General features: G+C 68.0%; 19 protein-coding genes. 16 read left to right on the top strand and 3 right to left on the bottom strand.

The features are described 5' to 3' along the window. The first annotated feature begins 17 nt into the window (after positions 1-17). Complete coding sequence (locus tag KR541_RS09730; protein ID WP_050013266.1) at positions 18-1,196, top strand: acetyl-CoA C-acyltransferase; 1,179 nt, start codon at positions 18-20, stop codon at positions 1,194-1,196. 265 nt (positions 1,197-1,461) lie between these two features. Further along, positions 1,462-2,862 carry a sensor domain-containing diguanylate cyclase gene (locus tag KR541_RS09725; RefSeq protein ID WP_050013265.1) on the top strand — a complete coding sequence of 467 codons (1,401 nt, stop codon included), beginning with the start codon at positions 1,462-1,464 and terminating at the stop codon, positions 2,860-2,862. Between the two features lie 70 nt (positions 2,863-2,932). On the opposite strand, the gene KR541_RS09720 is transcribed toward KR541_RS09725, so the two are convergent. Further along, positions 2,933-5,074, bottom strand: coding sequence for a glucosidase family protein (locus KR541_RS09720; protein ID WP_050013264.1), 2,142 nt, complete (start codon positions 5,072-5,074; stop codon positions 2,933-2,935). Positions 5,075-5,496: 422 nt separating this feature from the next. On the opposite strand from KR541_RS09720, the gene KR541_RS09715 reads away from it, so the two are divergent. The 6 genes from KR541_RS09715 to KR541_RS09690 all read left to right on the top strand — a co-directional run bounded on the left by KR541_RS09715 (position 5,497) and on the right by KR541_RS09690 (position 10,142). Further along, the gene (locus tag KR541_RS09715; protein WP_143328881.1) at positions 5,497-5,889 is read left to right on the top strand and encodes a hypothetical protein; all 393 of its coding nucleotides are present in this window, start codon (positions 5,497-5,499) and stop codon (positions 5,887-5,889) included. A 58-nt stretch (positions 5,890-5,947) separates the two neighbouring features. After that, a complete protein-coding gene (locus tag KR541_RS09710) occupies positions 5,948-7,426 on the top strand; it encodes a sensor domain-containing diguanylate cyclase (protein ID WP_050013263.1) in 1,479 nt (492 codons plus the stop codon). 317 nt (positions 7,427-7,743) lie between these two features. Then, positions 7,744-8,058, top strand: a complete 315-nt coding sequence (locus KR541_RS09705; RefSeq protein WP_012328683.1) for a Dabb family protein — start codon at positions 7,744-7,746, stop codon at positions 8,056-8,058. After that, on the top strand, positions 8,055-8,534 hold the full coding sequence (locus KR541_RS09700; RefSeq protein WP_050013262.1) for a PaaI family thioesterase: 480 nt from the start codon (positions 8,055-8,057) through the stop codon (positions 8,532-8,534). The genes KR541_RS09705 and KR541_RS09700 overlap by 4 nt, the downstream gene beginning before the upstream one ends. A 161-nt stretch (positions 8,535-8,695) precedes the next feature. Beyond that, positions 8,696-9,655, top strand: coding sequence for an alpha/beta hydrolase (locus KR541_RS09695; RefSeq protein ID WP_050013261.1), 960 nt, complete (start codon positions 8,696-8,698; stop codon positions 9,653-9,655). 40 nt (positions 9,656-9,695) lie between these two features. Next, on the top strand, positions 9,696-10,142 hold the full coding sequence (locus tag KR541_RS09690) for a GNAT family N-acetyltransferase (RefSeq protein WP_050013334.1): 447 nt from the start codon (positions 9,696-9,698) through the stop codon (positions 10,140-10,142). A gap of 16 nt (positions 10,143-10,158) precedes the next feature. On the opposite strand, the gene KR541_RS09685 is transcribed toward KR541_RS09690, so the two are convergent. Together KR541_RS09685 and ygfZ are read right to left on the bottom strand one after the other, a co-directional pair. Further along, positions 10,159-11,004: an NRDE family protein gene (locus tag KR541_RS09685; RefSeq protein WP_050013260.1), complete on the bottom strand. Its 846-nt coding sequence runs from the start codon at positions 11,002-11,004 to the stop codon at positions 10,159-10,161. A 76-nt stretch (positions 11,005-11,080) separates the two neighbouring features. Further along, entirely contained in the window at positions 11,081-12,115 is a 1,035-nt protein-coding gene (gene ygfZ / locus KR541_RS09680) for a CAF17-like 4Fe-4S cluster assembly/insertion protein YgfZ (RefSeq protein WP_050013259.1), read from the bottom strand. 77 nt (positions 12,116-12,192) lie between these two features. Between ygfZ and mltG the strand changes: the two genes are divergently transcribed. From mltG to KR541_RS09640, 8 genes are all read left to right on the top strand, one after another. After that, the gene (mltG, locus tag KR541_RS09675; protein ID WP_050013258.1) at positions 12,193-13,212 is read left to right on the top strand and encodes an endolytic transglycosylase MltG; all 1,020 of its coding nucleotides are present in this window, start codon (positions 12,193-12,195) and stop codon (positions 13,210-13,212) included. Next, positions 13,212-13,832, top strand: coding sequence for a dTMP kinase (gene tmk, locus KR541_RS09670; protein WP_050013257.1), 621 nt, complete (start codon positions 13,212-13,214; stop codon positions 13,830-13,832). Before mltG ends, tmk begins: the two co-directional genes overlap by 1 nt. Positions 13,833-13,850: 18 nt before the next feature. After that, positions 13,851-14,879, top strand: a complete 1,029-nt coding sequence (locus tag KR541_RS09665) for a DNA polymerase III subunit delta' (RefSeq protein WP_050013256.1) — start codon at positions 13,851-13,853, stop codon at positions 14,877-14,879. A 141-nt stretch (positions 14,880-15,020) separates the two neighbouring features. Continuing rightward, positions 15,021-15,800, top strand: a complete 780-nt coding sequence (locus KR541_RS09660; protein WP_050013255.1) for a TatD family hydrolase — start codon at positions 15,021-15,023, stop codon at positions 15,798-15,800. A 43-nt stretch (positions 15,801-15,843) separates the two neighbouring features. Continuing rightward, complete coding sequence (locus KR541_RS09655; protein WP_050013254.1) at positions 15,844-16,554, top strand: ankyrin repeat domain-containing protein; 711 nt, start codon at positions 15,844-15,846, stop codon at positions 16,552-16,554. A 122-nt stretch (positions 16,555-16,676) separates the two neighbouring features. Next, positions 16,677-17,033, top strand: coding sequence for a Rap1a/Tai family immunity protein (locus KR541_RS09650; protein WP_006485939.1), 357 nt, complete (start codon positions 16,677-16,679; stop codon positions 17,031-17,033). A gap of 89 nt (positions 17,034-17,122) precedes the next feature. Beyond that, a complete protein-coding gene (locus KR541_RS09645; protein ID WP_050013253.1) occupies positions 17,123-18,295 on the top strand; it encodes a mechanosensitive ion channel family protein in 1,173 nt (390 codons plus the stop codon). Positions 18,296-18,330: 35 nt separating this feature from the next. After that, positions 18,331-19,506, top strand: coding sequence for an AAA family ATPase (locus KR541_RS09640; RefSeq protein ID WP_216089522.1), 1,176 nt, complete (start codon positions 18,331-18,333; stop codon positions 19,504-19,506). Positions 19,507-19,786 lie beyond the last annotated feature (280 nt).

The following is a 19,786-nucleotide window of genomic DNA, read 5'->3' as shown; positions in this document are numbered from 1 at the left end:
GACCGAAGGAGACTCGCATGACCGAAGCCGTAATCGTATCGACCGCCCGCACGCCGCTCGCGAAATCCTGGCGCGGCGCCTTCAACATGACGCACGGCGCGACGCTCGGCGGCCACGTGGTCGCGGCCGCGCTCGAGCGCGCGAAGCTCGATCCGGCGCGCGTCGAGGACGTGATCATGGGCTGCGCGAACCCCGAAGGCGCGACCGGCGCGAACATCGCGCGGCAGATCGCGCTGCGCGCCGGGTTGCCGGTGAGCGTGCCGGGGATGACGGTGAACCGTTTCTGTTCGTCCGGGCTGCAGACCATCGCGCTGGCCGCGCAGCGGATCATCGCGGGCGAAGGCGAGATCTACGTGGCCGGCGGCGTCGAGTCGATCTCGTGCGTGCAGAACGAGATGAACCGGCACATGGTCCAGGAAGGCTGGCTCGTCCAGCACAAGCCCGAGATCTACTGGAACATGCTGCAGACCGCCGAGAACGTCGCGAAGCGCTACGGGATCTCGAAGGAGCGCCAGGACGCGTACGGCGTGCAGTCGCAACTGCGGGCCGCGGCCGCGCAGGAAGCCGGGCGTTTTCGCGACGAGATCGTGCCGATCACCGTGCTCGCGGGCATCGCCGACAAGGCGACGGGCCGCCTGTTCACGCAGGAAGTGACGGTCTCGGTCGACGAAGGCATCCGCCCCGACACGACGCTCGAAGGCGTGTCGAAGATCCGTTCGGCCGTGCCGGGCGGCGTGATCACCGCGGGCAATGCGAGCCAGTTCTCGGATGGCGCGTCGGCATGCGTCGTGATGAGCGCCAAGGCCGCGCAGCGCGAAGGGCTGCAGCCGCTGGGCGCGTTCCGCGGCTTCGCGGTGGCTGGCTGCGAGCCGGACGAAATGGGCATCGGCCCGGTGTTCGCTGTGCCCAAGCTGCTGAAGCAGGCCGGGCTGACAGTCGACGACATCGGCCTGTGGGAACTGAACGAGGCGTTCGCGGTGCAGGTGCTGTACTGCCGCGACACGCTCGGGATTCCTGAGGACCGCCTGAACGTGAACGGCGGCGCGATCGCGGTCGGCCATCCGTACGGCGTGTCGGGCGCGCGCCTGACCGGCCATGCGCTGATCGAGGGCAAGCGGCGCGGCGTGAAGTACGTGGTCGTCACGATGTGCATCGGCGGCGGGCAGGGCGCGGCCGGCCTGTTCGAAATCCTCTGATCTTTGACCGGCGGCGGCCGCGGTCGCGCTTCGGCGCCACCGCACCCCGCCGCAGCGAATCGGCGCGACCGATGCGCCATTCGCAATGATGGAGAAACAAAAGGCATGCACCCGGCAATGCCGTTTCCCCTGACTTGTCAAACGAATTACCCCTCCTATACTTGCTCTGACATTTGCCTTTCGGCATGATGGGCCAGATCGCGCGTGGGGGCGCGATCCGTCCCGAGAAGATTCCAGCCAACGCAGCAGACCGACCGGGGACCGAATGAGTACGACCTATGCAGCCGGGGAACCGCCGCGCGTCGTCAGCGCGGCCGCCAGGCTCTACGCGAAATGCCTGCTGGTCGGATTCGCGTTGTTGCCGGCCTATCTGATTGCCTATCTGTGGTTCTTCAGCGACCGGAGCGTCGTGTTCGAGAACCACGCCTTCCATGAAATCGCGATCGCGGCGGCGACGATCGAAGGCGCGTTCGTCACCTACGTGACGTGGGTGTGTTACCGGTCATCCGGCGAGCCGCTGCTGCGCTGGCTGACGCTCGGCTTTCTCGGCTTCGCGATGATCTACGCGCTGCACGGCGCGTTCACCGGGATGGCGCACCACAATATCTGGCTGTTCCTGCTGTACGGGCCCGCGTCGCGGTTCGTGATGTCGGCGCTGCTGCTCACGGGGCTGCTGTCGTATTCGCGTCCGCCCGACCGGCTCGACAAGCGCACGAGCGTGCGCACGTGGCTGCCGTGGATCGTGTTCTTCCTGCTCGTCAACGTGGCGGTCGCGTACATCGCATATTCGCCGGTCGCGGGTGCGCTCGGCACGCGGCTGTCGATGGAAGGCGGCGCGCTGGTGTTCTCGCTGCTGAACGTGTGCCTGCTGCTCGCACGACGGATCCGCTCGCCGCTGATGGTGATCTACGGCGTGTCGATCATGGCGTTCGCGCTGTCGTCGCTCGCGTTCATCCTCGGCAAGCCGTGGAATCACATGTGGTGGCTCGCGCACGCGATCTTCGCGGGCGGGTTCTTCCTGCTGAGCTACGGTGTCGTGCAGGCGCTGCAGACGACGCGCTCGTTCTCGGCGATCTACAGCCAGGAAGACCTGATGAGCCGGCTGTCGGAATCGATGGCGCGCACCGAAAGCGCGCTGCAGGAGCTGCGGCGTACGAACCAGAAGCTCGAGTACATGGCCGCGACCGACCCGATGACGGGCGCGTCGAACCGCCGGCAGTTCATCGCGCAGGTCGAGCGCGAAATCGTGCGGGCCGAGCGCGACGGCACGCCGTTCTGCCTGCTCGCGCTCGATCTCGACAATTTCAAGAACATCAACGATGCCTACGGGCACCAGATCGGCGACGAGGTGCTGCGCGGCGTCGTGCGCCAGTGCCTCGAGGCGATCCGGCCGGCGGGCGCGCTCGCACGGGTCGGCGGCGAGGAATTCATGGCGCTCTTGCCCGAGATGCCGCTCGAAGGCGCGCGGATGACGGCCGAGCGCGTACGTTCGTCGATCGCGAGTGCGCCGTTCGGGCTGGACTTCAAGCGCGTGCAGGTGACGGTCAGCGTCGGCGTCGCGCAATACGGCGTCGACGGCGGCACGGTCGATGCGCTGCTGCGGGCGGTCGACGAGCGGCTTTATCAGGCGAAGCGGGAAGGGCGCAACCGCGTGGTGTCGCGATGATCCGCATGGCACCGACACCCCGGCGGCGGGCGCGCCGCCGGGGCTTTTGCAGGCCGGTGCCGGCCGCGCGCTAGCGCGACGCCACCGCCGTCGCCTGCTTCGGCTGCCCGTCCTGCATCGGCTGGGAGGCTTGCCACCAGTACTTGCCCGCGCGCTGCTGCGGATCGCGGATCGCGAGATACGTCGTACTCCAGAGCTGCGCCGCGTTGGCTTCGGTCGCATCGGCGCTGCGCGTGCCGAATGCGTCGGTCTGGTACTTGCCGTTCACGTAGGACCACGTCCACATTTCCGACGTGCGCATGTCGCGTCCGTTCGAGATTACCTGCCAGATCGTCTGCCGCGCCTGCGTGAGCAGCGTGCGGGTCGCGGCCGACAGGTCCTGGCGCGCCAGCTGGCGATCGAGCCCGGCCACCCACATCGCCTGCTGCCACGACCAGATCACCGTGCCGTGATACGCGGAACTCGTGAACTTCGGCCACAGCGACGGGTTCGCATACGCGGGGTTCGCGATCAGCATCCCGGCATCGGTCACGAGGCCGGTCGGGAACGGCCGCGTGACGTCGGTCACGATCCGCTGGAGCTGATCGTCCGGCGGCGCGCCGAACAGCAGCGCGAAGCCGCCGTCCGAATTCATCACCGGGATCGGGTTGCCCTGCTGGTCGAGCGAGAGCGCATAGAAGGCCAGCGGCGCATTGGGCGCGGCGCCGGCCGGCACCCCGGCGGACGGCGCATAGGCCGACACGTCGGTGGCCGCCTGCGCGGCCGGCACACTGACCTGGAACAGCGGCGGCGCCTGCGTTTCCCACGTGGCCGCTTCGTTCGCCGTGTTGGCGAGCGTCGCGCGTTGCCCGGCGTCGAGGTACGGATCGAGCAGGCCGCGGGCGAGGAACGCGTTCGCCGCGCGCAGCGCGGCCGGTACGAGCACTGCGTTCACGTCGTACGGGTACACGCCGCCGCCGAGGCCGTCGGTACTGTCGCGCCAGTTGCCGACGATTTCGCCGGGCCGCAGGTGAATCAGGTTCGCGACCGACGGCTGCTGCGCGAACGGCTGCGCGGTCGTCGCGACGTGCAGCAGATTGACGACGAGGCGGCTGCCGTTGGTTTGCCCGTCGCTGCCGCGCTGCGCCAGATACGCGGCCGCACGCGCCTGGCCGCGCGTATCGTCGATCAGCCACGCGGCCGCGATCGGCGCGAGCAGGTAGTCGCTGTCGATCATCTTGTAGTCGTAGGTCGGTGTCGCGTCGTTCGGCCGCCCGTTCTTCTGGTTGTCGATCAGCGCGAATTCGCCGATGCCTTCCTCGTGCGCGACCTTGCCGTCGGCCGACAGGCGGCTCAGCACCGACGACAGCCCGGCCTCGATCGCCGCGGGTTCGAGCACGGGCATCAGCATGCGGACCGAGATCAGCGTGTCGCGGCCGAAGTACGTGTCGTACTGCCACGAGCCCGCCAGCAGCTTGTCGTTGAAGCTCAGGAATTCGAGCACGTTCTGGCTGACCGGGTCGGGATTCACGGACGGAGCGAACAGGTCCGCGTGCGTGATCGGCGACAGCGGCGTCTCGCCCGACAGCGCATCGATGTGCAGCTTCAGCGTGCGCGAGCCCGCCGGCGCGTTCAGCACGAGCTTGCCGCCCGCTGCCGGCGCGATGCTGCCGCCGTCGCGCAGCGTGATGCGCAGCGCATAGCCGGGCGCGCCGTCGAGCCGGTCGCGTTGCCATTGCGCGGTGCCGCCCTGGACCGTCGGCGCGGTGAGGATCTGCTGCGGAATCGTCGCGCCGCCGTTGAAGTCGCGCAGGAAGCGCACGTTGCTGAGCACGCCCTGGCGGATCGTCAGCGTAGCGGTGTCGACCGACACGTCGGCGCCGATGCCGTACAGCGGGCGGCCGTGTGCGTCCGGGGCCGACAGCGCGGACGGCGGCGTGTCGAGGGTCCAGTTCACCGGCTGCGCGGTGTCGTCGAACCACAGCCCGGTGCCGCTGTTGCCGGCGGGGAAGACCACGAGCAGGCGCGGCTTCGTCGACGAGCGTACCAGCAGGTGCGCGGCGACCTTGTCCTGCCGGTAGAACGCGTTGATCTGGCCGCCGGTATCCATGCGGAACGACAACGCGGCGGTATTCGACGGCGGGGTGGTCGACTGGACGTCGTCGTCATTGCAGGCCGACAGCAGGCCGGCGCAGACGAGCCCGAGACACAGCGACTTCGCAAGGCGATGCATGTTGATGTCCCTCCTGATGACTGGCGATTTTTTATCTGGATATCTAATTGGTGGATCTTGGGTCCGTTTGGTGCTGCTTTGCATTCATTCTTGGCGAATGACTGGAATGAATGGAGGTATTGCGTTTCTTCGAAAGGAAAATGGGTTGAAAAACAACCGGGTGGTCGATAAATGCCGACAGCTGAAAACGACAGGGGCGCACGTCGATGCCCGGCGGGAAGGCCGATGCGAAGGACCTTCGCGCAGGTGAGTGGCGAATCCGGAGCGGCGAGGAAAACGATACGTAGGCCGTCGTAGGCGATTCTAAATTTGCGGGAAAGTCGAAGTCAATAATGTTTTTGTTTTCCAATATTGAATTGAAAACCGGTCGCAATTATTACCCGTCGCGCCGGTAAAATGTGCGATTCAATGGGATCGGATTAATGCATTCCGGATATCGGTTGAAAACCGGTCGGCAATACGCTGTCGCGCCGGCGATTGATGCCGAACAGGAAACGAATCGCCGGATTGTGTCGGTCGGTGTCGTGACAGGCCGACATGCGCGGCAAACGCGCGCGAAGGCCGCCTGGCAATCCGCGTTCCTGCGTATGCCCGCACGACGACGCGACGTCGCCATCGGCGCTTCGCCGGCTGAAGCAGTTCGACGAAGACGGCGCGAAGCTCGAGCGGCTCGTTCGCGGCCGATGACGCGCGCCGAACGTGTGTATCGGAGGCAGAAGCCCGCTACGAGCGGGCAATTTTTCGCGCTGGATATTTATAATCGCCCGCGGCTGAGCCTTTCCGTTCGCGCCGGGCGCGAATATCGGCCCAACTGATTTAGTATGAGCAATCTGCGCTCGACGCGAGGGGCGCGCATTCGCGGTGAGGAGACCCATGCATCCCCGTAAGACTGCCCCTTACATCATCGTGGCGATTGCTTCCGTGATCGCATGCGCGCTCATGGCGCTATGCGTGCTGCAACTCTTGCAGAGCCGTGACGATGCGATGGAGCGGGCAAGGGAAACGTCCCGCAACCTCGGACTGATCGCCGAACGCGACATCGAACGCAATATCGAGTTGTACGACCTGTCTTTGCAGGCGGTCATCCATGGGTTGCAGCGCCGCGATGTGATGGATGCTTCGCCGGGCCTGCGCCGGTCGGTGCTGTTCGATCACGCGATGACCGCGGAATTTCTCGGTTCGATGCTCGTGATGGATGCAGGCGGCAATATCGTTCTGGATTCGGGCTATGACGAGCCGCGCAAGGGTAATTTCTCCGATCGCCGATACTTCACGGTCCACCGCGACAATCCGAACGTCGGACTCTATATCAGTGACCCGTTCGTCTCCCGTTTGCGTGGGGGAAAGCTCAGTATCGCGCTCACGCGGCGGATTTCGAACCCCGATGGATCGTTTGGCGGCATCGTCGTTATCGCGGTCAATCTCGATTATTTCCATCAGCTCTTCGCCGGGCTTTCGCTTGGCAAGCATGGCTCGATTTCGCTCATCGGCGAAGACGGCAAGATGGTGATGCGTCAGCCGTACGATGTGCATACCATCGGCCGCGACATCAGCAAAGCCGCGACGTTCCGGCGGTTTCAGACCGCGCGAGAGGGCGCCTTCTCCGAAACGTCATCGATCGACGGCGTGCGCCGCCTGTACTACTTCAAGCATTTGCCGAAACTGCCGCTGATCATCATGGTGGCGGAGGCCGAGGAGGACATTTACGCCGCATGGCGGCAACGTGCGATCAAGATCGGCGGATTGGTCGCGACGTTCGGGGTGGCGTTCATCGCACTGTCCCTTCTGCTCGGTTCGCAGCTACGGCGCCGTATGCGGGCGGAATCGGAACTCGTGCTGCTCGCCCGGACGGACGGTCTCACCGGCCTGAGCAATCGCCGCAGCTTTGGCGAGGTACTGGACCAGGAGTGGCGTCGCGCGCGACGTGCGCATTCCGTTTTCTCGCTGCTGTTCGTGGATGTGGATCGGTTCAAGGCTTACAACGACACGTACGGTCATCAGGCCGGGGACGATGCGTTGGCGGCGGTCGCGCGGTGCATCGGCGACAATATTCGTCGGCCGGCCGATACGGCGGCGCGTTATGGCGGAGAGGAGTTCGTCGTGCTGCTTCCCGACACGCCACAAACCGGCGCGGCGCAGATTGCCGAGCGGATCCGCGCGGCAATCGATGCGTTGGCCCTCGAGCACGCCGGCAGCGAATACGGGCGTGTGACGGCGAGCATCGGCCTGGCGTGCTGGATGCCGGATCAGGAAGGGCAGCCGGATGCCGTGATCAAGGCGGCGGATGAGGCACTGTATTACGCGAAGGCGACCGGGCGGAACAAGGTTGCCGCGCTGCAGCCGGCGGAGTGATGGAGATGGTTGCATTGCGCCGTTCGTCAGACTCATGTCGGCAGTGACCAAAGCTGACGGACCCACGTCAAGACACAGTCCATTGCCGTCAGTAAGTTTGGTAGGCTTGTCGCCTGCCTTCGCTTGTCGGCGTCTTGACGCCGGTAAATGATACGGCGAGAAAGCGGGTATCTTCCGTGAAGATTTCAAAGATGCCCGCTTTTTCCAACCGGACGAGATCCCGAGCGAACGAAAGCGACCGGCGAACGGGCGTAATGTGCACGACTGCCAAGGGTCCCCGGCCAAGCGCCGAACCAACACGAACAGGAGCGAACGAAGTGATCAGACATATCGTCATGTGGAAGTTGAAAGAATCCGCCGAAGGCGCGACGCGTGCACAGAACGCGCTGAAGCTGAAGGAAAAGCTCGAAGGCTGCCGCGACCTCGTGCCCGGCACCCTGCAGATCGACGTCGGCCTGGCGACACCTGGCCTCGACGCGACCGCCGACATCGTGCTCGTCTCCGATTTCACCGACAAGGCGGCGCTCGACGCGTACCAGGTGCATCCGGTTCACCAGGAAGTGAAGAAATTCGTCGTCGCGGTGGCCGAATCGCGCGAGTGCGTCGACTACATCGTCGACGTCGCACGATGAGCGACGCGGCAACCCCGACGGAAGGCCCGTCGATCGAAAGCCCGTTCGTCGATCTGCTCGGCGTGCAGCTCGTGTTCGCGAAGGACGGTGCGAGCGAGATCGTGCTGCCGCTCGAGGAGCGCCACATGAACACGTGGAGCATCGCGCACGGCGGCGTGACGATGACGCTCGCCGATATCGCGCTCGCGATGGCGGCGCGCAGCCTGACCGACGACGGCGTCGGCGTCGTCACGGTCGAGATGAAGGTGAACTTCATGCAGCCGGGCCGCGGCGAGCTGCGCGCTTACGGGCGCGTGATGCACCGCTCGACGACGATGGCCTACTGCGAAGGCGAAGTGCGCGACAGCGACGGCAATTTCGTCGCGAAGGCGCTCGGTACGTTCAAGTACATGCGGCGGCTCGCGGTCGGCCGCGACATCAAGCGGCAACGCTCGCGCACGGCGCCGGACGCCCATCCCGGGCCGAGCGACGCGTAAGCATTCGCCACGCGCGGCCCTGTCTCTTCGATGCGGCAGGGCCGTTTCGTTTGGCAGGACGGAACGGCACACGGCGCGGCGCGCCGCTGCTGTCCGGCCCCCCACGTGGCATCATGTCACGCTTGTCCGTTCACGGCGCCACGCCCGCGCCGTCCACTCCGATGCCGCTGAATCCGAAGATCGCCCAGGTGCTCGACATGATCGAGCGCGCGAAACGTCCGTCGTATCACCATCAGACGCCGCAGCAGGCGCGCGCCGCGTACGAGAAGAGCGCGCCGATCCTCGACGTCGTGCCGGCGCCGATGCATTCGGTGGAGGAATGCGTGGTGCCGACGCGCGACGGCCGCACGATCGGTGCGCGGCTGTATCTGCCGGTCGCGCCGAGCCTGGCGGAGCCGCTGCCCGCGCTCGTGTACTACCACGGCGGCGGCTTCACGGTCGGCAGCGTCGACACGCACGATGCGCTGTGCCGGATGTTCGCGCGCGATGCGCAATGCGCGGTGCTGTCGGTCGGCTACCGGCTCGCGCCCGAACACAGATTTCCGACCGCGGTGAACGATGCCGACGATGCATTGCAATGGCTGCATCGCGAGGCCGCCGCATTCGGCGTCGACGCCGCGCGGCTGGCGGTCGGCGGCGACAGCGCGGGCGGGACGCTCGCGACGGTCTGCGCGGTGCTCGCGCGCGACGCGGGCATTCGTCTTGCGCTGCAGCTGCTGATCTATCCGGGTGTGACGCGTGACCAGGACACCGAATCGCACGCGCGGCTCGCCAGCGGCCACCTGCTGACGCAGGACACGATCCAGTGGTTCTTCACGCAATACGTGCGCGATCGGGCGGATCGCGACGACTGGCGTTTCGCGCCGCTCGACGGCACGCGCGATGCGCCGTCGTTCGCGGGCGTCGCGCCGGCGTGGATCGCGACGGCCGAATACGATCCGCTGAGCGACGAGGGCGCCGCGTACGCGGACAAGTTGCGCGCGGCCGGCAACGCGGTCACGCTGGTCTGCTATCCGGGGATGATCCACGAATTCTTCAAGATGGGCGGCTACGTGCCGGAGGTGCGCGTCGCGCATGCCGATGCGGTCGCGGCGCTGAAGGCTGCATTCGACGAGGTTTGACGGCGAGCGCGGAAGGCGCGCGCGCCGCGGGAGGATGGCGATGACGAACGGCGTGGGCGGGGTGGAAACGGGCGACTGGACGGTGCTGGGCGGCGACGCCGCGCGGATCCGCGACGCGGTGTTCGTGCGCGAGCAGCAGATTCCGCCGGAATGGGAACTCGACGACGACGATCCGCTGTCGCTGCATGCGGTCGCGTACCGGACCGACGCGGCGACCGGGCTGCGCCGTGCGGTCGCGACGGGGCGGCTGCTGCCGTCCGGCACGATCGGCCGTGTCGCGGTACTGGCCGACATGCGCGGGCAGGGTGTCGGGTCGGCCGTCCTGAATGCGCTGCTGGACGCCGCGCGCCGCCGCGGCGAAGCCGTCGTGCGGCTGTACGCGCTGGATTCGGCGGTGTCGTTCTATCTGCGGCACGGCTTCGCGGCGGTCGGCGAGCCGTTCGTCGAAGCCGGCGTGCCGCACGTCGAGATGGCGCGCGCGCCGTAGCGCGCCACGTGTGCGCTCAGCGCGGCCGCGCCGCGTCGATATCGAACGTAACCGCGCGTTCGAACGCGCCGGGGCGGACGGTGCGGTGCGAGCCGTCGTCGTCGCTGCGTTCCTTGATCTCGACCGTCAGCCGTACGCCTTCCTTCATCGTGACGCGCAGCGCGGTCGTGCCGCGCGTGCCGTATTCGGGCGTCTCGATGAACGCGGCCGACAGCGCGCGCTCGCGCTCGATCGGAATGCCGGTGTGCGGCAGCGCGTCGTCGTCCGCGACGTGCGGGTCGCGCATCAGCGCGATCAGTTCGTCGAGCGACGGCGTCGGGTTGTCGGTGAGCAGCGTGCCGAGCTCCGCGCGCTTGCGCACCACTTTCGGCCAGGGCGTATCGAGCCGCGCATTCGACAGCGCATGCACGCCCGGCGCGATCGCGACGGGCGCGGCGACACGGCTTTCGCCTTCGGGCGCGCGGTTGCAGAACCACGCGAGCTCGCGTCGGCGCCAGTCGCCGACGAGCAGGTTGAAGCCGTTGTACACGGCCGCATGCTCGGCAAGCTGCGCGAGATAGTCGAGCGGCGCGACGGACGCGCCGCCGAGAAAGTCGGAGACCAGCTTGCCGCGGGTCGGCGCGCCCGCGCGGATGTCGAACGGCGCGCGGTAGTTGGTCAGCGCGGCGAAGCGGCCGTCGCGCGAGACGCCGAGCCACGTGCCGCCCGCTTCGAGATCGCGGCCGGCCAGCACGCCCGGCACGTCCTCCCACCACGAGAGCGGCGCGCTGGTCCGGCGAAAGAACTCGTCGCGATTGGCGACGAGGGTAAAGACGGGACCGGCGGCGGCATCGGGCTGCCAGTCGAAGGCAATCAGACACATCGGGCGAATCTCTCGCAGGAAACGTCGCGCGCCGGCTGCGACTCGCGAGCCGGCGCGCGAACGGGTTGTCAGTGCATCACGCTTCGGTCGGCCACGCGTACGGCAGCGCGTCGAACGCGAGCGGCGGGCCGTCGGCCGAACCGAGGTGCACCGTGCCGCTGTCGAGCGCGGCGAGCTTGATCTCGACGAGCGCGTCGACGCCGCCCGCCGGCGCGGCCGCCGCGTTGACGATCATCCCGCACGGCTGGCCCGGGTCGTCGCTGTGGAACAGCTCGACGCCGGCATGCACGGTATCGGTCTCGCCGGCGACGTGCGCGAGCGCGGTGCGGCGCTTGATCGTGCCGCGGTACTGGCTGCGCGCCACCACTTCCTGGCCCGGGTAGCACCCTTTCCTGAAGTTAACGGCACCGATCACGTCGAAGTTGACCATTTGCGGCACGAACTGTTCGACGGCCGGCTGCGTGATGCGCGGCTCGCCCGCGCGAACGTCGAGCCAGTCCCACACGGCGGGCGACACGACGGGCAGCGTGCCGGCGAGCGCCGCGAGGCGCGCGTCGACCTCGGCGCGCGGGCCGATCCACAGATAGCGCTTGCGGCCGGCCGCATCGGGCACGCGGATCAGCGCGCCGGCCGGGCCGTCGACCTTCACGTGCACGCCGTCGGGCAGCGCATCGAAGATGCCCGACAGCGCGTCGCGCACGTCGCCCGCGAAGCCGGCCACCGCGAGCGTGTCGCTCGCGTCGGTCAGCTTCGCCTTCGCGCGCAGCACGAACATCGACAGCCGTTTCTGCACGGCCGGCTGCACGTCCTTCGACACGAGCAGGCGCACGTCGTGGCCGGCGCGCCACGTGAGGAACGACGCGAGCAGGCGGCCCTTCGGCGAGCAGTACCCGGACAGCCGCGCGCTGCCGGCATCGAGATGCTCGATGTCGTTGGTGAGCTGGCTGTGCAGGAACGTCGCGGCGTCGTCGCCGGCCACGTCGATCACGCCGAACTGCGGCAGCGGCATGCAGGCGCCCGGCGCATCGAAATCGGCGGCAGGCGGGCGGGGGAAAACGGGGAGCGAGGCAGATGCGGCCTGGGCAGCCGGTGAAGCGAACGGTGTGCTCATGGAATGAGGGAACAGTCAACCCTGACTTTGACGGAGGCGAGCAAGTATTATATGGGTCTTACCTGAGTCACGTTTCCATGTCCCTACTGAAGAAATGCGCCGCGACGATCGTGGCGCTGGCCGTCGTTGTGGCCGCTGCCGGCGCGGGCGGCGGGTATTACTGGGCGACCCGGCCGCTGTTGCTGGGCTCGGCATCGCTCGACGTCACGATCAAGCCGCGCAGCAGCGTGAAAAGCGTCGCGCTGCAGCTCAAGCACGGCGGCGTGCCGGTCGAGCCGTTCGCGTTCGTCGCGATGACGCGCGTGCTCGGGCTGTCGAGCCGGCTCAAATCGGGCAACTACGAATTCAAGACCGGCATCACGCCTTACGACGTGCTGCAGAAGATCGCGCGCGGCGACGTGAACGAGTACGTCGCGACGGTCATCGAGGGCTGGACCTTCAAGCGGATGCGCGCGGAACTCGACGCGAACCCGGATCTGTCGCACGCGACGGCCGGCATGAGCGACGCCGAGCTGCTGCGCGCGATCGGCGCATCGGACGGCGCGGTGCAGCGCGGCAGCGGCGAGGGGCTGTTCTTCCCCGATACCTACCTGTTCGACAAGGGCACGAGCGACCTGAACATCTACCGGCGCGCGTACCACCTGATGCAGACGCGCATCGACGAGGCCTGGGCCGCGCGCACGCCGGGGCTGCCGTACAAGACGCCTTACGAAATGCTGACGATCGCGTCGATCGTCGAGAAGGAGACCGGCCACGCGGCCGATCGCGCGTTCGTCGCGGCCGTGTTCGCGAACCGGCTGCGCATCGGCATGCCGCTGCAGACCGATCCGTCGGTGATCTACGGGCTCGGCGACGCGTACGACGGCCGTCTGCGCAAGCGCGACCTGCAGGCCGACACTCCCTACAATACCTACACCCGACGCGGGCTGCCGCCCACGCCGATCGCGTTGCCGGGTGTCGCCGCGCTGCAGGCGGCGATCAATCCGGCCCCGACGAGCGCGCTCTATTTCGTCGCGAAGGGCGACGGCACGAGCGTGTTCTCGGACACGCTCGGCGACCACAACAAGGCCGTGGATAAATACATACGAGGTCAATAATGGCGAGCGGTAAATTCATCACGTTCGAAGGCATCGACGGCGCGGGGAAGACCACCCACCTGCAATGGTTCTGCGAACGCCTCCAGGGCCGGCTGGCCGCGGCCGGCCGGCAGGTCGTCGTGACCCGCGAGCCGGGCGGCACGCAGCTCGGCGAGAAACTGCGCGAGATCCTGCTGAACCAGCCGATGGATCTCGAGACGGAAGCGCTGCTGATGTTCGCCGCGCGTCGCGAGCACCTCGCGCTCGTGATCGAGCCGGCGCTCGCGCGCGGCGACTGGGTCGTGTCGGATCGCTTCACCGACGCGACGTTCGCGTACCAGGGCGGCGGCCGCGGGCTGCCGCGCGACAAGCTCGAGACGCTCGAGCGCTGGGTGCAGGGCGGCTTCCAGCCCGACCTTACGGTGCTGTTCGACGTCGCGCCGCAGGTCGCGAGCGAGCGTCGCGGCGCCGCGCGCATGCCCGACAAGTTCGAAAGCGAGTCCGACGCGTTCTTTGCCCGCACGCGCGCCGAATACCTGCGGCGCGCGGAAGAGGCGCCGCACCGCTTCGCGATCGTCGACGCGACGCGATCGATTCCCGAGATTCGCCAGCAGCTCGAACGCGTGCTCGCCGCGCTGTAACCCGCAAGGAACGCACCCATGATCTATCCGTGGCAAACCGACGACTGGGACCGCCTGCAGCAACTGCGCGCGCAATGGCCGCATGCGCTGCTGCTGCACGGTCAGGCCGGGATCGGCAAGCTGCAGTTCGCGCAGCATCTCGCGCAGGGCTTCCTGTGCGAATCGCCGCAGCCGAACGGCGAGCCGTGCGGCGCCTGCGCGGCCTGCAACTGGTTCTCGCAGGGCAACCATCCGGACTACCGGATCGTGCTGCCCGAGGCGCTGGCGGGCGAGGCGCCGGGCGCGGCCGACGACGCGAAGCCGGCCGACGCGGACGAAGGCGGCAAGAAGACGCGGGCGCCGAGCAAGGAAATCAAGATCGAGCAGGTGCGCGCGCTGCTCGACTTCTGCGGGGTCGGTTCGCACCGCGGCGGCGCGCGTGTCGTCGTGCTGTATCCGGCCGAGGCGCTCAATGTCGCCGCGTCGAACGCGCTGCTGAAAACGCTGGAGGAGCCGCCGCCGGGCGTCGTGTTCCTGCTCGTGTCGGCGCGCATCGACCGCCTGCTGCCGACCATCATCAGCCGCTGCCGGCAGTGGCCGATGACCGTGCCGGCGCCGGAGGCCGCCGCCGCGTGGCTCGCGGCGCAGGGCGTCGACCACGCCAGCGCGCTGCTCGCCGAGGCCGGCGGCGCGCCGCTCGCCGCGCTGGCGCTCGCGAGCGACGAGAATCGCCCGCTGCGCGATTACACGCTCGGGCAATTGGCCGCCGGTGCGGGCTGCGATCCGTTCGCGTGCGGCGAGGCGCTGCAGAAGCTGCCGGTGCCGCTGGTGCTCGGCTGGCTGCAGCGCTGGCTGTACGATCTGCTCGCGCAGCGGATGGCCGGCGCGCCGCGCTACTTCCCGACGCACGCGGCCGCCCTGGCGCGCTGCGCGGAAGCGGTCGATGCGAACGCATTCGCACGCTTCATGAAGGCCGTGACGCGGCAGCGCACGGCCGAGAACCATCCGCTCAACGCGCGGCTCGTATTCGAGGAATTGTTTCTCGGATATCGGGAAATGTTTGGTTGATCCGGCATTGTTTCCGATGCGTTGCGAAACGATGAACGGATCACGCGGCGGCGCGAGCGCGGCCGGCCGGCCCGGCTACGTCGCCCGGTGCCGCATGCCGGCGGGCGCATGAGCGTCCGTCTCACGTATTCAGGAAACACGATGTTCGTCGACTCTCACTGCCACATCAATTTCAAGGGCCTGGCCGACCGCCTGCCGGCCGTTCTCGAGAACATGCGCGAGCACGACGTCACGCACGCGCTGTGCGTGTCGGTCGATCTCGAGACGCTGCCCGACGTGCTCGCGATCGCCGAAGCGCACGACAACGTGTACGCGTCGGTCGGCGTGCATCCCGATCACGAGGACATGCGCGAGCCGACGCTCGCGGAGCTCATCGAGCTGGCCGCGCATCCGAAGGTCGTCGCGATCGGCGAAACCGGCCTCGATTACTATCGTCTCGAAGGCCGCTCGATCGCCGACATGGAATGGCAGCGCGAGCGCTTTCGCACGCACATCCGCGCGGCGACCGCGACGATGAAGCCGCTGATCATCCACACGCGTTCGTCGTCGGAAGACACGCTGCGGATCATGGCCGAGGAGCGCGCGGACGTGCCGGGCGGCGTGATGCACTGCTTCACCGAGCCGTGGCCGGTCGCCGAGCAGGCGCTCGCGCAGAACTTCCACATCTCGCTGTCGGGCATCGTCACATTCAAGAACGCGACCGACGTGCAGGACGTCGCGCGGCGCGTGCCGCTCGACCGGCTGCTGATCGAGACCGACTCGCCGTACCTCGCGCCGGTGCCGTACCGCGGCAAGCCGAATGAACCTGCGTACGTCAGCCATGTCGGACGCTTTATCGCATCCGAGCGCGGGATCGCCGTCGAGGCGCTCGCCGATGCGACGACGCAGAACTTTTTCCGGCTGTTCAAGATCGCCCGCTAACGACGGGCGCGCAGCCGACAACCCAGGGAAGGAGCCCACAACAATGACGAAGCCGACCAACCATCTGCCCAAACGCGCACTCGTTGCCGCCGCATTCGTCGCGAGCGGCCTGTTCGCCGCCGCCGGCGCGCATGCCGAGTCGCTCGACGCGATCGTCAAGGCCGTCAAGTTCGACGACATCGCCGATATCGGCAAGCAGCTCAAGAGCGGCAAGCTCGACCCGAACACGGTCGCGCCGAACGGCGACCCGCTCCTCGTGATCGCCGCACGCGAGAAGTCCGACAAGGTCGCGGCGGCGATCGCCACGACGCCGAACGTCGATCTCGAGAAGGAAGACAAGGCCGGCGAAAACGCGCTGATGCTCGCGTCGCTGAACGGCGACCTCAACCTCGTCAAGCTGCTGATCGACAAGGGCGCGGAAGTGAGCAAGAAGGGCTGGGCGCCGCTGCACTACGCGGCGACCAACGGCCAGGACGCGGTCGTCAAGGTGCTGCTCGACCACGACGCGTACATCGACACCGCATCGCCGAACGGCACGACGCCGCTGATGATGGCCGCGCGCGGCAACCATGCGTCGACGGTCACGCTGCTGCTCGACCAGGGCGCCGATCCGCAGGTGAAGAACCAGCTCGGCATCACCGCGCTCGAGTTCGCGAAGCACTACAACGCGCCGGACGCGATCGAGATCCTGAGCAAGCGAACGACGCGTATCGGTGCGGCGACGCCGGCAGATGCTCAAAAGAGTGCAAAATAACGTTTTTTGGTGCGGCGGCGCGTGTCCGCCCGGCCGGCTTTCCGGCCGGAGCAGGGCGTCCGGCGCCGCACCGGCCAAGGCAGCAGGCGGTCTCCGGCCGCATTGACATAAGAAGGAACACCATGTTGCGCGCAATGTTTTGTGCCGCGGCGTTTGCCGTGCCGTTGTCGGCGGCGGCTTTCACGGGCGCGGATCTCGACCGGCTGTGCGCGAAGACGGACGTCAAGTCGCGGGCGTCGTGCGCGGCCTATATCGAAGGCGCCGCCGACGGCGTCTACAACACGATCGATGCGATCGGCGGCACCACGGGGCCGCGCGTCGGCCAGTACTTCTGCCTGCCGCCCGACATCCGGGCGCAACAGATGACGGACGCGGTACGCAAGTACATCGCGGAAAATCCGAAGCTGGCCGACTACAACGCGAGCACCGCGGTGTCGCTCGGTCTCGGCAAGGCGTTTCCCTGCAGGAGCGGCAACTGATCTGACGCCGTGTCCGGGCGCGCACGTGGCCCGGACGTCGCCGACGCATCCAGGACGAAGCCTGCGCGCTTCATCACTCGAGGGCGCCGATGATTTCAATCGAGGAACTGCAGCGCATCGCCGATGCGCCGTTGCATTCGTGGCTCGGCACGTTGTTCGTGTCGGCCATCGTCATACTGGTCGTCACGGTCGTGCACCGCCTCGGCGCACGCATCGTCAAGCGCATCGCGCAGCCGTATCCGCTGATGAGCGCGATTCTGCGCTACATCGACAAGCCGTCGCTCGTCGTGCTGGCGCTGCTGGCGCTCGAATTCCTGTGGGTCCAGGCGGACGACGGCATATCGTTCGTGCGCGGCATGCGCACCGCGGCCGCGGTCGGCTCGATCGTGTCGCTCACGTGGCTGCTCGTGCGGCTCGCGGCCGGCGTCGGCGACGCGATCATCCAGGCCCATCCGATCGATACGGCCGACAACCTCCAGGCGCGGCGCGTCCATACGCAGGCCAAGGTGCTTGTGCGGACCGTGATGGTGCTGATCGTGATCATCGGCACCGGCGCCGCGCTGATGACGTTCCCCAACGTACGGCAGGTCGGCGCGAGCCTGCTGGCATCGGCCGGTGTGGCCGGGCTGGTCGCCGGTATCGCCGCGCGGCCGGTGCTCGGCAACCTGATCGCCGGGTTGCAGATCGCGCTCACGCAGCCGATCCGGCTCGACGACGTGGTCGTGATCCAGGGCGAGTGGGGGCGCATCGAGGAAATCACCGGCTCGTTCGTGTCGGTGCGGCTGTGGGACCAGCGGCGCCTCGTCGTGCCGCTGCAGTGGATCATCGAGAACCCGTTCACGAACTGGACGCGCAGCAGCGCGGAAATCATCGGCACCGTGTATCTGTCGGTCGACTACCGCACGCCGCTCGCGCCGCTGCGCGAGGAACTCGCGCGGCTCGTCCATGCCGCGCCCGAGTGGGACGGCCGCGTGCAGGTGCTGCAGGTGACCGACGCGACGGAGCGCACGATGCAGTTGCGCGCGCTCGTCAGCGCGGCCGATTCGTCGTCGTGCTGGGATCTGCGCTGCCGCGTGCGCGAAGGGCTGATCGCCTATCTGCAGAACCGCTATCCGCAATGCCTGCCGCGCAGCCGGATGGAGCTGTATCCGCACGAATCGGCGCCGGCCGCGCCGAATCCCGAACGGCCGCATGCGCGCTCGCCTGCCGCCAGTACCGCGGCCAACACCGCAGCCGATCCGCAGGCTGTCGACGGCCGCTGAACGCGGCCCGGCCTGCCATTTCCGCCCCCATTCCCATGACCGCGCTGAAGACGTTCGCCATCGCCAATTACCGCTCGCTGCGCGAGCTGATCGTGCCGCTCGCGGCGCTCAACGTCGTCACGGGACCGAACGGCAGCGGCAAGTCGAGCGTGTACCGCGCGCTGCGGCTGCTCGCCGATACCGCACAGGGTCGCGTGATCCCGTCGCTCGCGCGCGAAGGCGGCTTGCCGTCGACGCTGTGGGCCGGCCCCGAGCGCTTTTCGCGCGCGATGCTGGCGGGCGACGTGCCGGTGACGGGCACCGTGCTCAATGGCCCGGTGAGCCTGAAGCTCGGCTTCGCGTGCGACGATTTCGGCTATTCGATCGATCTCGGCCTGCCGCTGCCGAGCCGCTCGCAGTTCGCGCTCGATCCGGTGGTCAAGCGCGAATGCATCTGGGGCGGCGCGGTGCCGCGCCCGTCCACGCTGCTGGTCGACCGGCAGGGCGCGCAGATCCGTGCGCGCACCGCATCGGGCGACTGGCGGACGATTCCGCAGCCGGTCGCGAGCTTCGACAGCATGATGACCGAGTTCGCCGATCCGACCGGCGCGCCCGAGATGATCGCGATGCGCGAACGGATCCGCTCGTGGCGCTTCTACGACCATTTCCGGACCGATGCGCAGGCGCCAGCGCGCCAGTCGCACGTCGGCACCCATACGCCGGTGCTCGCGGACGACGGGGCCGACCTGGCCGCCGCGCTGCAGACGATTCGCGAAATCGGCGACGCGGCGGCGCTCGACGCGGCGATCGACGACGCGTTTCCCGGCGCGTCGGTCGAGATCGACAATCCGGGCGGCCGCGGCCGCTTCGACGTGCTGATGCGCCAGCCGGGGCTGCTGCGGCCGCTGGCGGCGGCCGAGCTGTCCGACGGCACGCTGCGCTACCTGCTGCTCGCGGCCGCGCTGCTGACGCCGCGGCCGCCTGCGTTGATGGTGCTGAACGAGCCGGAGACGAGCCTGCATCCCGATCTGCTGCCCGCGCTCGGCCGCCTGATCGCGCAGGCGGCCCGGCACTCGCAGGTGCTGGTCGTGTCGCACGCGGCGCGGCTCATCGCGACACTCGAGCGCGAGGCCGGCTGCGAATCGCTGGTGCTCGACAAGCAGCTCGGCGCGACCGCGCTCGTCGATGCCGATTCGCGCGACCTGCCGGCGTGGAAGTGGCCGTCGCGTTGAGAGCCCGATCGCGTGCTCGGGGTGGCGATCGGCGCCCGGTGGCGCGGGATCGGCCCGACCGGGGCCCGACGCGAGGCGGCCGGGCCCGCTCGGTCGAATGTATCCGGTCTGTAACAACCCCCAAAAAATGCAAGACCTGCGGTTCCGCTCGTCGGGATCGCGAATAATAATGAGATATCCGGCTGGCCCCACGCCGGCCGGCGCGGCAGGGAGACGGACGGCGCGCGCGAGCGCGGCCCGGCCGGCCGTGCCGCAACGGACACGACACAGGAGACGTGGA

Source organism: Burkholderia sola (assembly GCF_905400185.1).
Lineage (GTDB): Bacteria > Pseudomonadota > Gammaproteobacteria > Burkholderiales > Burkholderiaceae > Burkholderia > Burkholderia sola.
This window is presented reverse-complemented; position numbering and strand designations above follow the sequence as displayed.

Bases quoted from the DNA above. Each gene is read 5' to 3' on its own strand.
- KR541_RS09730 (WP_050013266.1), top strand. From the start codon at position 18: ATGACCGAAGCCGTAATCGTATCGACCGCCCGCACGCCGCTCGCGAAA.
- KR541_RS09725 (WP_050013265.1), top strand. From the start codon at position 1,462: ATGAGTACGACCTATGCAGCCGGGGAACCGCCGCGCGTCGTCAGCGCG.
- KR541_RS09720 (WP_050013264.1), bottom strand. From the start codon at position 5,074: ATGCATCGCCTTGCGAAGTCGCTGTGTCTCGGGCTCGTCTGCGCCGGC.
- KR541_RS09715 (WP_143328881.1), top strand. From the start codon at position 5,497: ATGCATTCCGGATATCGGTTGAAAACCGGTCGGCAATACGCTGTCGCG.
- KR541_RS09710 (WP_050013263.1), top strand. From the start codon at position 5,948: ATGCATCCCCGTAAGACTGCCCCTTACATCATCGTGGCGATTGCTTCC.
- KR541_RS09700 (WP_050013262.1), top strand. From the start codon at position 8,055: ATGAGCGACGCGGCAACCCCGACGGAAGGCCCGTCGATCGAAAGCCCG.
- KR541_RS09695 (WP_050013261.1), top strand. From the start codon at position 8,696: ATGCCGCTGAATCCGAAGATCGCCCAGGTGCTCGACATGATCGAGCGC.
- KR541_RS09690 (WP_050013334.1), top strand. From the start codon at position 9,696: ATGACGAACGGCGTGGGCGGGGTGGAAACGGGCGACTGGACGGTGCTG.
- KR541_RS09685 (WP_050013260.1), bottom strand. From the start codon at position 11,004: ATGTGTCTGATTGCCTTCGACTGGCAGCCCGATGCCGCCGCCGGTCCC.
- ygfZ (WP_050013259.1), bottom strand. From the start codon at position 12,115: ATGAGCACACCGTTCGCTTCACCGGCTGCCCAGGCCGCATCTGCCTCG.
- mltG (WP_050013258.1), top strand. From the start codon at position 12,193: ATGTCCCTACTGAAGAAATGCGCCGCGACGATCGTGGCGCTGGCCGTC.
- tmk (WP_050013257.1), top strand. From the start codon at position 13,212: ATGGCGAGCGGTAAATTCATCACGTTCGAAGGCATCGACGGCGCGGGG.
- KR541_RS09665 (WP_050013256.1), top strand. From the start codon at position 13,851: ATGATCTATCCGTGGCAAACCGACGACTGGGACCGCCTGCAGCAACTG.
- KR541_RS09660 (WP_050013255.1), top strand. From the start codon at position 15,021: ATGTTCGTCGACTCTCACTGCCACATCAATTTCAAGGGCCTGGCCGAC.
- KR541_RS09655 (WP_050013254.1), top strand. From the start codon at position 15,844: ATGACGAAGCCGACCAACCATCTGCCCAAACGCGCACTCGTTGCCGCC.
- KR541_RS09650 (WP_006485939.1), top strand. From the start codon at position 16,677: ATGTTGCGCGCAATGTTTTGTGCCGCGGCGTTTGCCGTGCCGTTGTCG.
- KR541_RS09645 (WP_050013253.1), top strand. From the start codon at position 17,123: ATGATTTCAATCGAGGAACTGCAGCGCATCGCCGATGCGCCGTTGCAT.
- KR541_RS09640 (WP_216089522.1), top strand. From the start codon at position 18,331: ATGACCGCGCTGAAGACGTTCGCCATCGCCAATTACCGCTCGCTGCGC.